15 protein-coding genes and 3 pseudogenes are annotated in these 14,386 nt (G+C 44.4%); 10 read left to right on the top strand and 8 right to left on the bottom strand.

What is annotated here, in order from left to right; all coding sequences use genetic code 11:
• Positions 1-272 precede the first annotated feature (272 nt).
• Together IEY46_RS31575 and IEY46_RS31570 are read left to right on the top strand one after the other, a co-directional pair.
• Positions 273-1,253 (top strand): sigma-70 family RNA polymerase sigma factor, encoded by a 981-nt coding sequence (locus IEY46_RS31575; RefSeq protein ID WP_188998977.1) that lies wholly within the window; start codon positions 273-275, stop codon positions 1,251-1,253.
• A 253-nt stretch (positions 1,254-1,506) separates the two neighbouring features.
• Positions 1,507-2,061 (top strand): GNAT family N-acetyltransferase, encoded by a 555-nt coding sequence (locus IEY46_RS31570; RefSeq protein WP_188998973.1) that lies wholly within the window; start codon positions 1,507-1,509, stop codon positions 2,059-2,061.
• 265 nt (positions 2,062-2,326) lie between these two features.
• Here IEY46_RS31570 and IEY46_RS31565 read toward each other — a convergent pair whose 3' ends face one another.
• Entirely contained in the window at positions 2,327-3,037 is a 711-nt protein-coding gene (locus tag IEY46_RS31565) for a DUF8817 family protein (protein WP_188998970.1), read from the bottom strand.
• A gap of 164 nt (positions 3,038-3,201) precedes the next feature.
• On the opposite strand from IEY46_RS31565, the gene IEY46_RS31560 reads away from it, so the two are divergent.
• From IEY46_RS31560 to IEY46_RS31545, 4 genes are all read left to right on the top strand, one after another.
• Positions 3,202-3,915: a MerR family transcriptional regulator gene (locus IEY46_RS31560; protein WP_188998967.1), complete on the top strand. Its 714-nt coding sequence runs from the start codon at positions 3,202-3,204 to the stop codon at positions 3,913-3,915.
• Positions 3,916-3,991: 76 nt separating this feature from the next.
• A complete protein-coding gene (locus IEY46_RS31555) occupies positions 3,992-4,861 on the top strand; it encodes a phosphotransferase family protein (protein WP_188998964.1) in 870 nt (289 codons plus the stop codon).
• Positions 4,862-4,879: 18 nt separating this feature from the next.
• Complete coding sequence (locus tag IEY46_RS31550) at positions 4,880-5,467, top strand: VOC family protein (RefSeq protein ID WP_188998961.1); 588 nt, start codon at positions 4,880-4,882, stop codon at positions 5,465-5,467.
• Between the two features lie 122 nt (positions 5,468-5,589).
• Entirely contained in the window at positions 5,590-6,069 is a 480-nt protein-coding gene (locus IEY46_RS31545) for an SRPBCC family protein (RefSeq protein WP_188998958.1), read from the top strand.
• Positions 6,070-6,101: 32 nt separating this feature from the next.
• Here IEY46_RS31545 and IEY46_RS31540 read toward each other — a convergent pair whose 3' ends face one another.
• Positions 6,102-6,488, bottom strand: a complete 387-nt coding sequence (locus IEY46_RS31540) for a hypothetical protein (protein WP_188998955.1) — start codon at positions 6,486-6,488, stop codon at positions 6,102-6,104.
• A 612-nt stretch (positions 6,489-7,100) separates the two neighbouring features.
• Here IEY46_RS31540 and IEY46_RS31535 point away from each other — a divergent pair.
• Positions 7,101-9,074, top strand: a complete 1,974-nt coding sequence (locus IEY46_RS31535) for an AraC family transcriptional regulator (RefSeq protein ID WP_188998952.1) — start codon at positions 7,101-7,103, stop codon at positions 9,072-9,074.
• Positions 9,075-9,186: 112 nt separating this feature from the next.
• Here the strand turns inward: IEY46_RS31535 and IEY46_RS31530 are convergent.
• Positions 9,187-9,384: pseudogene (locus tag IEY46_RS31530) on the bottom strand (SDR family oxidoreductase); the annotation flags it as partial.
• Between the two features lie 334 nt (positions 9,385-9,718).
• Between IEY46_RS31530 and IEY46_RS31525 the strand changes: the two are divergent.
• The gene (locus IEY46_RS31525; RefSeq protein ID WP_188998949.1) at positions 9,719-10,243 is read left to right on the top strand and encodes a GrpB family protein; all 525 of its coding nucleotides are present in this window, start codon (positions 9,719-9,721) and stop codon (positions 10,241-10,243) included.
• A gap of 167 nt (positions 10,244-10,410) precedes the next feature.
• Here IEY46_RS31525 and IEY46_RS31520 read toward each other — a convergent pair whose 3' ends face one another.
• Positions 10,411-10,782, bottom strand: a complete 372-nt coding sequence (locus IEY46_RS31520; protein ID WP_188998946.1) for a winged helix-turn-helix transcriptional regulator — start codon at positions 10,780-10,782, stop codon at positions 10,411-10,413.
• Between the two features lie 146 nt (positions 10,783-10,928).
• Between IEY46_RS31520 and IEY46_RS31515 the strand changes: the two genes are divergently transcribed.
• Together IEY46_RS31515 and IEY46_RS31510 are read left to right on the top strand one after the other, a co-directional pair.
• Complete coding sequence (locus tag IEY46_RS31515) at positions 10,929-11,648, top strand: NAD(P)-dependent oxidoreductase (RefSeq protein ID WP_188998943.1); 720 nt, start codon at positions 10,929-10,931, stop codon at positions 11,646-11,648.
• A 26-nt stretch (positions 11,649-11,674) separates the two neighbouring features.
• Positions 11,675-12,121, top strand: a complete 447-nt coding sequence (locus tag IEY46_RS31510) for a DUF2269 family protein (RefSeq protein ID WP_188998940.1) — start codon at positions 11,675-11,677, stop codon at positions 12,119-12,121.
• A 130-nt stretch (positions 12,122-12,251) separates the two neighbouring features.
• On the opposite strand, the gene IEY46_RS31505 is transcribed toward IEY46_RS31510, so the two are convergent.
• The 4 genes and pseudogenes from IEY46_RS31505 to IEY46_RS37160 all read right to left on the bottom strand — a co-directional run.
• Positions 12,252-13,661, bottom strand: coding sequence for a sensor histidine kinase (locus IEY46_RS31505; protein WP_188998937.1), 1,410 nt, complete (start codon positions 13,659-13,661; stop codon positions 12,252-12,254).
• Positions 13,658-14,011, bottom strand: coding sequence for a winged helix-turn-helix domain-containing protein (locus tag IEY46_RS37170; protein WP_373288933.1), 354 nt, complete (start codon positions 14,009-14,011; stop codon positions 13,658-13,660). The genes IEY46_RS31505 and IEY46_RS37170 overlap by 4 nt, the downstream gene beginning before the upstream one ends.
• A pseudogene (locus IEY46_RS37165) lies at positions 13,984-14,089 on the bottom strand (DNA-binding response regulator); the annotation flags it as partial. The pseudogene IEY46_RS37165 and the gene IEY46_RS37170, both read right to left, overlap by 28 nt.
• A pseudogene (locus IEY46_RS37160) lies at positions 14,069-14,293 on the bottom strand (response regulator); the annotation flags it as partial. The pseudogenes IEY46_RS37165 and IEY46_RS37160, both read right to left, overlap by 21 nt.
• Positions 14,294-14,386: the final 93 nt, after the last annotated feature.

Here is a 14,386-nt window from a genome sequence, read left to right as displayed (position 1 = left end):
TCAACTACTTTGGACCAGCCGCAGAGGGATGACTCGCCTTGGCTCAAACTGCATTGTTTCACCAGTCCCGTTGTCTACGGGCTTCTTGCTCATATTCTCTGTAGCCAGTCCCGCCGCGCTGATTGAAATCCCTATTTTTGTACGCTGAAGCCCTCCGAACATCCTTGCCCTTTGTGTTCCCGCCGCAATACAATTAAAAATATTTTTTCAAACAATTTGACCAGTTTTATCATTTAAGTACGTCATTATTAGTGACAGCATTGAGGTGAGCGATGCCAAACGAAGAGCAGGAAATCGTTAAACGAGCTGCCGGAGGTGATGTGGATGCTTTCAGATATTTAATCAGCAAATACGCAAATGCCGTATATGCTGTTGCTCTCAATAGGCTGGGTCAAAGAAGTGATGCGGAAGATGCAGCGCAAGAGGCCTTCATTAAAGCATGGTATAACTTGACTAGACTGAATGAACCGGGTAAATTCGGCAGCTGGCTGATGAGAATTGTCCGCAATACCGCAGAGGACTGGTGGAGGAAGTACGGTCGACTAAGAGATGGACAGCTGGAGGAGGGACTCTTCTTTGTAACACATTCTACCGAGGAAGAAGTACTTCAGAGAGAGCGCGATCGGGCGGTAAGAACGGCTTTAAAGCAACTGGACGAGAAGTATCGGATCGTTGCAATCCTGTACTTCATTAGCGGCTTTACCATCAAGGAAATAGCGGAATTCCTGCATGTTACAGTAAGCGCAGCGGAAAGCCGGTTAAGAAGAGCCAAAGATAAATTGAAAAAGGAGCTGTTTGATTTGGCGGAGCAGACGTTGGGCAATCAAAAGTTGGGCGAGGTATTTGAGCAAAAGGTGGTAAAAAGAATTGTCGGCATTTCATGCATTAATTTTCCAGTAAAAAATGTAGAGGTTTCCTTCCAATGGTATGTACAGCATTTAGGATGCAAACCGGTTCGTGAACCGATACGTTTCAAGGAAGGTACCAATGCAATCATTCAATTAGGGGAAAACGGTCCAAATGTTTTTTTGCTCGAAGAAGTAGAGAGGACACCTTTGCACTTTTCCCGAAATGGAGTTCCGGCATCGCTTTTTGAATTAAAAACAGATGATATTGAATCCTTTTATGCACAATTACAAGAAGATGGAGTGCAAGTAAGCGAGCGCTATGATAATGCTCCGTGTTCCAAGTATTTTGATGTGGTTGACCCGGACGGCAATACAATAACCGTAGCCGAGTGGTATAAGAACTAATTTTCAGGTTGAAAGGAACTGCAAACCACCGCCAACAGCTGCAAACATCAGCTCAATAGGCGATCGAAGCAAGTTACCTCTCGTACCTGATTAGATTAGTGTATTAGTGAATTATGATAAAATGGTGCAAAATAAAATCTTTGGAGGATACGATAATGAGTATGAAAATCGAGTTCCGTTAAGTCCGGGGCCCACCGTCTCACTCCATACCATGTCCCCAGTTAAGACGATGCCCTAAATTAGGAGGATGAGTATGGATATTGTGATTCGGAAGTTCGCGGTTGGAGATAAAAATGCCTGGGGAAATATAGACGACAGTTTTACTGTTGATTCTACTCTCGTCCTGTCCCTGTCGGGGCGAGAGTTCAGATTCACAGTGGAACCAATTCCTGGCTATACGAAAAGCTATTCGGAAGAACGGTTTAAGGAAGCAGAGGACGAAGACTATTCAGACTATATCGATAGCTCGGATCGAATTGTGTACTTGGCTTGGGCGGAGAATCAAGTAGTAGGCCGTATCGTATTGACACGAAACTGGAACAAATATGCCCTTGTAGAAGACATAGCAGTAGACAAAAATTATAGAGGGCATGGAGTAGGTCGTAAATTGATCGAACGGGCTAAGCGGTGGGCGGTAAATGGTGGAATGCCCGGAATCATGTTGGAGACGCAAAGTAATAATGTGAATGCGTGCCAATTTTATAAAAGTTGCGGTTTTGTCATCGGCGGGCTTGATCTTCACTTATATCAGGGTATTGATAAATCCAATGATGAAATTGCGATATTCTGGTATCTGATTTTCGAATAAACGTAGTCGGTGATAGTTGGCATGCTGCAAACAATCTCCAGCAAGCTGCAAGCAATGGCAATGCAACTTGTTCTATAAGAACCACGAAGCCGCGTCGGACGCAGGTTGGAGGGCTGTGACAGGTTGCCGAGAGGCAGGCTGCTAGCGGCCCTCTTTGGGCTTTCCGCTCAACACCTTGCAAACAACAACCCGACGAACGCGATTGCAAGAACCCCTGAACCCGCCACGGCAGGGAGGCCCGGGTCAAGTTGTTGTTGAACGCTTATTATTCACAGCCAAAAATCTCGTGATATTGCTTTGATATTTTATTCCAATCCGGGCTTTCAGTGTTGTGAATGTTAAATAACTTTTGTAGTTTATCGTTAATGCTTTGGTTCACTACTTTATCTCGCTGTAAATGAATATCCAAGGCAACCAGCAATATTTTGGCTAGATCCAAATCACCTATATTTTTTGAATCTAAATCTTTTGCAGGAAAGAATTTTTCCAACATATTAAACGCTGAATGGCTGTCCTCTTTTGAATATATTAAATCGTAGAGTGTCTCGAAATTTTTTGCATACTCCACGCTCTCGATGGTTCTATAGAAAGCAGGAACGGCATTCGGTGTTCCAATGTAAAACGTATTCCCTCCAACATCTGTCATCATAAATCTTCGATCATCTTCTAAATATTTCATTTTTGATATGCGCGGTATGCCGGAACGGGGGATTTTCCCGAAGTGTCGTTTCAGTCCAGCAGTGAAATCTTCATATACCCGGTTTACATCGTCGACTTCGATATAGCACATCTGGGGGTTTTCATTAGGCAAAATTCGTTTGGTTCCATAAAAGTGCAGCTCGAGCGAACCGTAACTTACAACTGCATATGGATTTGGTCGAGTGTAAATTTGAACGGTTTTGAAACCCAAGCTCACATAAAAGGACACCTGATCCTTTATGGATGGACACGGTAAAATCGGTTTGATTTTAAACATTACTGGCCACCTCTTTTTTCGTGAATTTAGCTTACACATCAAGCTTACACCATTAATGCAAATGATAAGGTTCGTTGCAATTTATACTGTGTTAAAATGACTGAAAGACATAAACCCGTCATGTGCTTTAATTATAAATTATAGGTTTATCCAAGGAGGTTGAGATGAAAGGGATTGAGATCGCAAAAAAATTAAATATAAGTACGAGTGCATTAAGGCATTATGAAGCCTGGGGACTTGTTCCTCATGTCGAGAGAGCGGTAAATGGCTATCGCATATATACAAAGGAACATGAGGCTTATTTTCAATGTATACGTGCGATGTATGCTGGTTTTGGAATGGATTTGATTCGAGAGGTGATGCCGCGCATCATTCGCGGGGAAACACTTGAGGCGTTATGGCTAATTAACAAGGCGCAAGTAAACTTGCATGCAGAAAAAGAAACCGTACAACGAACAGTCGACATGCTTGATTTGAAAGAGCTAAACGATCTGCCGAAGTACCGCAATACCAACTCGTTTACGATAGGTGAGGTAGCTGAAGAAGCGAGCGTATCTGCTTCCGCGATTCGGCATTGGGAGAAGGAAGGGTTAATCAAGCCTGAGCGTCAACAAGAGAGTGGATTCCGTATCTATAGTCCTTCAGATATTCGCAAAGTGCTTATCATCCGAACGGTTCAAAGAGTCGTGTATTCCTTGGATACCGTTCGTAAAGTATTATCGGAGCTCGATAAACATAATGTTGCGCAGGCTAAGGAAATCGCTCTTAAATCTCTTCAATACATTGATCATGCACTGGTTGAGCAAGTGCGAGGTATCGCCTGTTTACAAAATCTTTTAGACATTGTGTCAAATATTCATCTTAGCGCGAAGGAATAACTTGAAGAGAATGAAGCACATACGTTTTTTTAATTAACGCAGGTTGGATATATACCCTTTTAGACGGAGGTCGGTTATGCCGCAAGATTATGTAAATAAAATTCTCAACGTTTATCCAAACCTGCTGATCCATTCGGTCATATTCAATGAAAACGGCCAAAACAATACCGTCATTGAAGTTAATAATGCACTCATATTCCGGTTCCCCAAATATCAACAAGGCGTTAAAGAGCTAAAAGAGGAAACACGGATATTAAAGCACATCTACAAACACATTACTCTTAATATTCCAAACCCTATCTATCAGAATCTCGAATCTCAGACTGTGGGAGAGGTATTCGTAGGCTATCGGATGATAGCGGGAAAAACGTTCGACATGCATGCTTTTCACTCTTTAGGCCATGATGATTTATGTGTGATTGCCGAGCAGCTGGCACAATTTTTATTTGAGCTGCACAGTATTCCTTTACAAGAAGAATCCATCGATCACCTCTATCAAAAAAATCTATATGAGTATTGGGAGGACATGTACAAACGTATTCAGGAGAAATTGTTTCGTTATATGAGCAAAGAGAGTCAGGTGCGCGTAGAAAAACATTTCAAGGATTTCTTGAATGATACCATTAACTTCCAATATGAACCAACCTACGTGCATGGGGACTTTGGTGTGGGAAATATATTGATTAATCACCACCTTCCAAAAGTGGCAGGCATCATTGATTTTGGCGGATCACATGTAGGCGATCCCGCTGTTGATGCTGCCGCCATAATAAGCGGATACGGAGAAGATTTTTTGAAAAAAATGTACGTATTCTACCCTGGACTGCAAAGCGCTGAATCGCGAATGAGGTTTTACAGGGGCACATTTGCGCTTCAAGAAGCTTTGTTCGGTATTGAGAATGATGATGAACAAGCGTTTAAGAACGGCATATTTAATTATCAATGAAAAAGGGGGATGCAGCATATGTTGAGCAAAAAAACGAATGATGCGGATGTGATCGGTTACTGTTGCATGAGATTTCCAGTCACGGATTTGAAAAAGTCGGTAGATTTTTATTGCAATGTGTTGGGCTATGAATTGATTTCGGCGGATTTTCAGTTTGGAGAGGCGCATGTTGCATTGAAAAACGGAAACGGTCCGGGTATTTTTTTGATGGAAACCACCCCGGAAGATGTCACACAACTCAAGTTTGCATTTCCTCGTTCATTCTTTATCACAAGCAGCACGGGACACGTGACGATGGTTGAATTATTAACGAATGATTTGCTTGCTTTGCATGAACGGATTAAACAAGCTGGCACCCATATTGACAAAGAACCGGTATTTACGAATGATTTCGGTTATTTCACCTTTTATGATCCGGATGGGCACTATATTCGGGCTGTCGAAGAAAGAGGCGTATATTTCGACTTGAAACAAAGAATGAGTTCAACACTCAAACGGGATCTGACGGAGCATGAGAATCAATTGCTATGGGGGCTATGTGAAAAAGCCAGTGTTGAACAGCAAAAATTTCTCCACTCCATTATCTCGGAAATCCGGGGTTCTTAGCAGGAGCGTTACTCATCATATTTGGATAATCAGCAATCGATAAGAAATTACTTCGTAAGTTAACTTTTATAATAAGAATGATGAGACGGAACGTAACTTCAAAAAAAAAGAGGTTTTATGCCATGACAAATGCACCCGGCAAGAAGAGAACTGATTCGGCATCGAGAGTCATCAAAGCATTACCGCAAAATATCTATAAGGCACTCGTGGACCCGGAGGCTATGGTTTCCTGGCTTCCGCCGAAGGGTATGAAAGGCCATATCTTCGAGTTCGACGCCCGGGCCGGTGGAGCGTATCGAATGTCCCTAACTTATCTCGAAACGGACCATTCAACGCAAGGTAAGACCTCCGAACATACTGACGTTGTTAATGGGAGATTCTTAGAGTTCATCCCAGATGAGCGAATGGTACAATTAGTCGAATTCCAGTCTGACGACCCCGCTTTTGCGGGAGAGATGATCATGACCTGGACCTTAGCAGCCGTTCCGGAAGGCACCGCGGTTACCATCGTTTGTGAGAACGTACCCGAAGGTATACGGAAGGAAGATCACGACGTTGGTTTGAGGTCCAGTCTGGAGAATCTCGCCGACTATATCGAGTAATCGGTCAAAAAATGTATCGATTCAGCCCGCAATTATTTCTCAATAACTTCCCAGTTCAGTTCGGCAGATGTGTCTGCTAATAATTGAAGGAGAGCGGACTCAACAAGCTCAAGTCTAACGATGTACTTCTGGGGAAATTCACAGGCTTGGCCGCCTACTGTAAGCTCAGCAAACTCCTCTTCTTCCTCCAGCGAGCCGAGAAGGTTGTGAATCGCAGTACGTGTCTCCACTGTAACGATGAACTCGTGACCGCCGCCGCCGATCATGATCATATTCTCCCTGTACTGAATCGTGACCTGACTGCGTGTGAAGCCATCCATCCGCTGGATGACTTCCAGGCATTCTTCAAACGATGCATGTGAATGCTCGATTGTGTCCGCTACAGCTCCTTTTCGCTGTTCCTCATAAATCGTGATCACCGGCCAACACTCCTTTACGAAACTTTAAAGATATGTCCATGATATAGGCATGATGTGTGGGTTACAATCTGATCAATGATTCAGTTTAAGATAGGAAAAGTACCCGCCGCAAGCTCAAGCGTTACCGGTCCGAGGCAGGTATATCCATCATTCGCAGGCTACGCCAAGCGCATCCCCCTCCCCCTCCATTATTTCTCCCGCAAAAGCCATAAGAGCAGATATTTGTATAGTTTCAATGTCACAGTCTTTCAATTTTACCATTTGCAGAGATTAAGCAGAATAGTCCCCCAGTATATGATTGATGGATCAATCCGGATTTTCGGTACTGTAAATGTTAAATAACTTTTGTAGTTTATCTTTAATGCTTTGGTTTACTGCCTTATCTCGTTGTAAATGAATATCCAAAGCAACCAGTAATATTTTTGCAAGTTCAAGAAATGAAGCCTGATCTTTGCCTAATCTCTCCTGGATGTCTTGCATTGAGAATGATTATCACATAGAATGTACCAATAGAACTGCCGCAGAAATCAAAGTTTATCTGTCGTTCGTTTGAATTCCTCTGCGCAGCATAAAAAACGTCCATATAGACGTTATGGAATGGGGGGGAGTGCAATGAATTGGAACGACCATGTTTTGCTATGGAACCAGTCAAATATAAAAGTCATGGATATCCGGCATATGTTATTGAAGTTTGGCGATGAACGGCACGCGTACAGCTTGCCTGCCAGCTGTTTCCTGTATGCTACGCGCGGCGGTGCAAGGGTGATGATGGATGGAACGGAATATGAAGCAAGAAGATTTCATGTCCTTCACGGCGGTAAAGGAATGCGTCTGAATATCTTTCTTTCGGAGGAAACGTTCGAATATTATTTGATCTTTTATAAAGCCGTGTTCACGCTGCCGTACAGTCGTGATGTCCAGCAGTTTATGGAACGGAACAACCCCTTCCAAGTCCAATACGGTTTTAAGCCGCAGGACCCCATTTGCCTGTACCACAAAGTGCAACAGATGGACAGGCAATGGCGACAATCGCGGATGCTGGACAAGCTGCATGTGAGGGGGCTGTTCTTTCAGTTCGTACATGATCTGCTGCGACAATTAAATCAACAGGGGCTGCCCGCAATTCGAACGGACTTGGTCACCTTGGCTGTACGTTTTATACAGGAGCATTATGCGGAGCCGCTTACCTTGGATAAACTGGCAGAGGTGTTCGACTGCAGCGCAGGCCATTTATCGAAATTGTTTAAGCAGGAACTTGCTAACAGCCCGATTCATTTTGTGACAGAGGTGCGGATGGAGCGAGCCAAGGAGTTGCTGCTTCTTACCGATTCGACATTGCAGGAAATTGCAATTGGTGTAGGATACGTGGATAAATATCATTTCAGTCGCATTTTTAAAAAGCATACGGGGTTGTCTCCGATTTTGTTTCGTGTCAAGGACCGACAAAACTTTACAGATGAAAAAGAGTCATCGAGGATGCGAAGAATATCCATTGTTCAACGAACAACTCGTCGATATATTGGTAATGATAATGATTATCAATATATCGGTGAGGGAGATTTGCCCATGTACAGAAATTCGAAACCATCATTGGCAGCCGTCATGCTGTTATGTCTTACCTTGTTGCTCAGTGCGTGCCAGACTGGGGGGAATACGACGAGCAATGCCAATGAAAGGTCGCCATACTCAGATCCGTCTCCGGCACAAAATGAGACGAGCCCTGCGGGAGACGGCAACGAGACCGCTGCGACAAGAGTATTCAATCATAAATATGGAGAAACGGTTATTCCAAAACAGCCGAATCGGATCGTTACGGCCTTTCATTTGGGTCAGCTTATGGCTCTTGGTGTCAGACCTCTCGGTTCCTCCACTTACATTTTGCAAAATCCGGTGCTTGATACAGAGGGCATGGAGGATTTGGGCGTGCCGCTAAATCTGGAGAAGATATCCGGCCTTGACCCGGATTTGATTATTTTGGTCGATGCCTATGTAGATATGAGCGGGGGTTACGACGCTTTTTCCAAAATTGCACCTACCATCGTTATCGAGCCTTATTACGACCCGGTGAAAGATATTGCACTAATGGGTGATATTCTCGGGAAAGAAGACGAAGCGAAGCTTTGGATCGAAGAGTTTGAGAAAAAGATTGCCGGAGCCAAGCAGCAAGTTCAGGATGCGATCGATGTTAATGAAACGTATACGATCGCCAGTTTTTATGAGAAATCGCCCAGAGTATATCGGGATGAAAATATGGGCGGTAATATTTTGTACAAGTACTTGGGATTGAAGCCCCAACAAAAAGTGTTGAGCGACTTGATCAACAGCGGGCAGAAGCCCCCATATGCGGAAGTGTCCGCCGAGGTCATATCGGATTTCGTAGGCGACAATCTTTTCGTGGCTGTGAATGAAGAGAACAAAGCAGCGTTTGAAAGCTTCAAGAATACAGGTATATGGCGCAATATGGAGGCTGTGAAAAACAACAAGGTATACACGATCGATTACGATTTGTTTTTGGAGAGCGATCCGATTGCGGTGACGAAGCAAGTTGAAATACTGACAAAAATTCTTATCGATAAAAACAAGTAAGGCAAAGCATAGAAAACGCCCTACGACAAAAGGCCATCAGGTACAAAACGAAAAGCTGACGACATAACAGTCAGCTTTTTCATTTCGAACGCGGGTTTTGGGGTTATGGATATTACAGATGTGATCCTCCGCTTGTGCCGATGCATTGACCGGTAATCCAGCGGCTTTCCGAAGAGGCTAGAAATGCCGCAACATCTGCGATATCTGCCGGTTCCCCCCATCTTCCGAAAATCGAATAATCAGCGCCAAATTGATGAGAAGCAGGATCCTGCAGCATCGCGGAATTCATGTCCGTGGCCACGAATCCGGGCGGCTTGCACCCGTCACCAGAGCAACTTTTCCATTCAACTTTGTCATTTCCCATCAGCTCCTCCTCTTCTTTCACTTTCAGTTGTACCATAGGCGGAGGTTTGAAATATTGCTTCGAACCCTGGTTCGTGGAATTCGATAGATGCTTTCACTCCATTGCTTGCAAGTATTGCAAACGACCGCCAACATGTAAGCTAATTACCCCAGCGGTTTATTTTTGCGGGACGAAATCAAGTCCCAAGTCAACCAGTAATTGACACTTCTCTCTCCCTTTTATATGATGATGTAATGCCCAAAACGGATCATGGTGACTATTTCCCTGAGGAGGTAATCAGATGAATGTTGTGATTACAGAATACAACGATAATTGGAAAGAGGCGTTTAGCGAGGAAGCCCTGAAAATAAAGGACATTTTTGGCGATGAGTTAACCAACATTCATCATATAGGCAGCACTTCAGTTCCAGGGTTAAAGTCCAAACCAATCATTGATATCATGCCGGTAGTAAAAGATATCGAAAAGACAGATTCGTTTAATGAACGGATGGAACAACTTGGTTATGAATGTATGGGCGAGCTCGGCATGAAAGGAAGAAGGTATTTCCGGAAAGGCGGAGATAATCGCACCCATCAAGTACATGTGTTTCAAGGGGATAACAAGGAAGATATTACTCGCCATTTGGCAGTTAGGGATTACCTCCGAACACATCCCGATGAAGCAAATCGTTACGGGGATTTAAAGGAAAATCTCGCTAAACAGTTTCCAAGGGATATTGAAGCCTATATGAACGGTAAAGATGCGTTTGTTAAAGAGCTTGAAAGGAAAGCGCTGAATGGGTATGAAATGGGCGGCGGGCGTTAAGCCAGCGGAACAAGATAATGAATAGCTCTAATATGAAACAGGCCGCTTCATGGAGAAATGATCCCATGGAGTGGCCTGTTTCGTGCATTTCGGTTGTATCCAGGTTGGCAGCTGTCGGAAAGTTGGTTGAAAAGGTAGATCACGGAGCTGCACCCTTGCCGCTCCTCTTATATTTGTACACCTACGCGAGCAGGCACACGCACGCTGCTGTTCATTTGATTATGAATTTCGCCCCACGCACACATGACTTTCAACACAGGAACTAGTGTTAATCCATATTCGCTTAGCGAATAGTCCACTTTTATCGGAACCGTAGGGTATATCGTTCGGGTAATCAAGCGATTATTCTCCAGCTCCCGTAAATGCTGCGTCAGCATTTTCTGTGTAACCTCGGGAATTAGCTTTTCCAGCTCGCTGAACCGTTTGTTGGAGTCCAACAGATGCCATAGAATTAAAGGTTTCCATTTGCCCCCTACAATGTGAATAACGGTTTCTATGGGGCATTTACGTTCTGCTACGACCTCGACGTTTGCTTCCATTTAAGCCCTCCTCTAAACCATACTTACTTCAAGTTAGTACCCTACATGAAAGTGCGTTCTTAACAAAATTGTATGACTGATGGTAGGCTTAAGTCAATCGGAAATCAAAAAAAATCCAATGGCTTGGAGAAAGAAGGAATGGAACAATGAAAATTATTGTTTTCGGTGCAACGGGAAATACCGGAAAGAGAGTACTTGCTGCGGGTGTAAACAGAGGGCATGAAATGACCGCCTTTGTAAGAAGCCTGGAAAAGCTGAACGAACAACAGGGGGAGCAAACGGCCAGTAAAGTAAAGGTGATTACTCAAAACATCATGGACCCGCAGAGCGTGTACGATGCACTTCGCCACCAGGATGCCGCCGTGATTGCGGCCGGGAATGTCAGCCAGGGGGAAGAATTCATCCGTATCGTCGACAACATCGTCACCCAATGCGAGAATCATCCCTTATTCTCCGGCCGTGTATGGTTAATGGGAGGTGCGGGATTACTCGAAATTCCACAGACTAATATTATGGGCAACGATCTGCCTGGTTTCCCTCCCATGTTCCAATATCATAATCAGAATCTGAATCGGCTTCAGCAAACCAAGCTGGATTGGTCCATCATGTGTCCGGGAACGATGATTGATGCTGCGGAGAAGTCCGCGCCTTATCACCAGCAGGTTACCGCAGACATTTTGCCCTTGCCGTTTCCGGAGACCGTACGGGAGCTTTCGGAAGCCGAATTGGCGGGCTATGTGTTCAGCCGCATTCAGGAGCTGGATGTGGCTTATGAGGATGTAGCGGATTGCATGCTGGATAACCTCGAGACCGGGGGCCCTTTCAAAGGCAAACGGGTGGGGATTGCATACCGGAGAGAGGCATAAACTGCCAGGAATGGAGTGGCTTAATCATGTATAATTACTTATTGTTCATTCACATTATCTCAGCCGTTACGGCAATGGTAGCCGTCGCTGGCTATCCCGTAATCATGGGAAGCGTTCGAACGGTGGAACAGGCCAAATTTGCGCTGGGGCTGTTGGAGAAGATGGCGATCTTGCCTAGAATCGGAGGGATGCTGCTGCTTCTTACCGGTCTTGCATTTGGCTACCAACAAACCTATCTGTTCCACGAGCTATGGTATTGGTTCTCCGTTGCTATTTTCTTTATTATTGTAGTGATTCTGGCCGTAGTGCTTCCGGCAAACATAAAGCAACAACTGGCAGCACTTCAGGGCATTGAGAGCGACACCTTGCCGGAAGCATACCGTCAAAGCCGCAGACGTTCCTTGCGATTAGAGGGAATCGCGAATTTCTGTGTTGTGATCTCTATTCTGCTGATGGTGTTCAAGCCCTTTTAAACCAACATTACTGCTATAAGACGAGACCGACGGCATAATCGGCGGCAACATCCAAGAGGGCAAGACTGCTTAACAGGTGGGGCATGTCATGGCTATTGAGGCACATGGGTTGGGTTGGTTGCAGTAATGACTATTCACGCTGACGTTTTGGTAGTTGGATCTCAAACACGGTTTCAGATGGGACACTTGTCAAGGTAATGGATCCGCCATGGAAGGCAATGATTTCTTTGACAATGGACAGTCCAATGCCAAGTCCTTCGCCTTGTCTGCTGTCATCGACCCGGTAGAACCGTTCAAAAACACGCTCTTGATCCTGTAAGGGAATGCCGCGTCCTTTATCGATAACCGTCATGAATAGGGATTCATCCTTTTCCCAAAGTCCGATCTCAAGATAATAGCCCTCTGATCCGTAACGGATCGCGTTGTCCAACAGGTTCCGCAATGCACGTTCGATCAGGGAGGAATCGATCCAGGCATGGATATCCTCGTCGGGGATATTTACTTCGACATTGAAATTTTGCCCCTCAAGAAACATCAGGTAGTCTGCTGCAATTTTCCGCATCATTTCAGATACATTATGCACTTCAACATGGAGCTCTAAATTCCCCTCATCCTGCCGGGTAATATCCAACAATTGATCCAAAAGCTTATCCATATAACGGGAGCGCTGCAGCAAAACCTTGGCACTGGCTTGCAGTTCCCTCTCATCCTTATACAATCCGGCACGAATCGTTTCTGCGTAGCCCAAAATCATCGTTAATGGGGTGCGCAGGTCATGGGAAAGATTAGACAGCAGCAGCTTGCGCCTGGTGTCAAATTGTTTGATTTGTTCGGCTTGATTTTGAATACGGTGGGCCATGGCGTTATAATGCGCAGCGAGCTGGCCAATCTCATCTTTTTTCGTGTCCGTAAGTACAGTGATTTTACTTTGGAGGTTAAGCTGCCCCATGGCATGATTGAGCTTATTAATGCGTTTGTTCATGGAAGAGAAGAACCATAGAGACAGCAGATAGGGAATGAAGAACGCAACGATTAACGGCAGCATAAAAGTAGACATGACTTTAAAAGAGCGCATGAAGAAATAAATTTGCCCTTGTTTCATAGCGTCACTGGATAAACTCATCAATAGATAATAGGGCTGATTCCCTTGGCTAACGGAAAAAGTAAGCGTTACCGGCTCATTGACCCCCCATAGATTCTGGGGCATAGCTAGCATACGATCGGCAAGCTGCCTAAAATCATAGCTTTTCTTTTCCCCGCGAGTATCATAAATCGTCGAGCCATCTGCTGCAATCCATTCAAAACGAATATCAGGATGGTTTTGATGAGCATTATCCAGTATGGGTGTTATGTCTGCGGCATGAAAAGCTTGATGCTTTGTAATCGTCTCAAGGGTTTCTTGCGAGATAGTGTTCAGACCTTTCAGATTATAACCCTTATCTCCTATTTTTCCCATAATGAGAGTAAGCGGAATGAACAGAAGAATACTGATGATTGCACTAATGAGCATAAGCAGCCAAAGCTTTGTTCGATTTTTCATTGTCCATCTCCTGAGAACCGATAACCGATTCCACGTATGCTATGAAGGTAATGAAGGGAGTCCTCCGAGGGTTCAAGAATACTTCGCAGTTTGCTAATAAAAACACTTAAATTGTTATCGTCAAAGTTTTCATGATTCCACACCTGCTTGTAAATTTCTCTTTTGGTTAAAACGCGGTCTGGATTTTGCATGAACATTTCTAAAAGTCTGCATTCAACGGGCGTTACAGGAAAGGATTTCCCATCATTTCGCAAAATATAGTTGTCGATATCCAGCACCAGTTTATTTAAACGCAGAACTTTAGCCGGATATGAAGAATGAGGACGATGTCTTCTTAACTGTGCTTGCATGCGAGCAACCAATTCCACGGGGCTAAAAGGCTTCGTGACGTAATCATCCGCACCTAATCCGAGCGTCAAAATTTTGTCCTCAACTTCTCGTCTTGCACTAAGGGCTATAACTAATGGCCCAGCATGTGTCTCTCGTAAATAGTGCAGCACCTCAAACCCGTTGCCATCATCCATCATGAGGTCCAGTATCACTAATTCTATGGTATATTCCTGCAAGCATTGAATAGCTTGCCGTCCTGAGCTGGCTTCTATGACTTGCAGTCCTGCTTGTTCTACATGCATCCGAATTAACTGACGAATGTCGGGTTCATCATCTACAATTAAAATTTGATTGATGGTGAATCATTCCTCCTTCTCCAAGGACGTGAAGCCAAT

Source organism: Paenibacillus nasutitermitis, from assembly GCF_014641075.1.
In the GTDB taxonomy this organism is placed as follows: domain Bacteria; phylum Bacillota; class Bacilli; order Paenibacillales; family Paenibacillaceae; genus Paenibacillus_Z; species Paenibacillus_Z nasutitermitis.
Note: the sequence above shows the minus strand (reverse complement) of the source record. Positions and strands in the feature narration are given on the sequence as shown.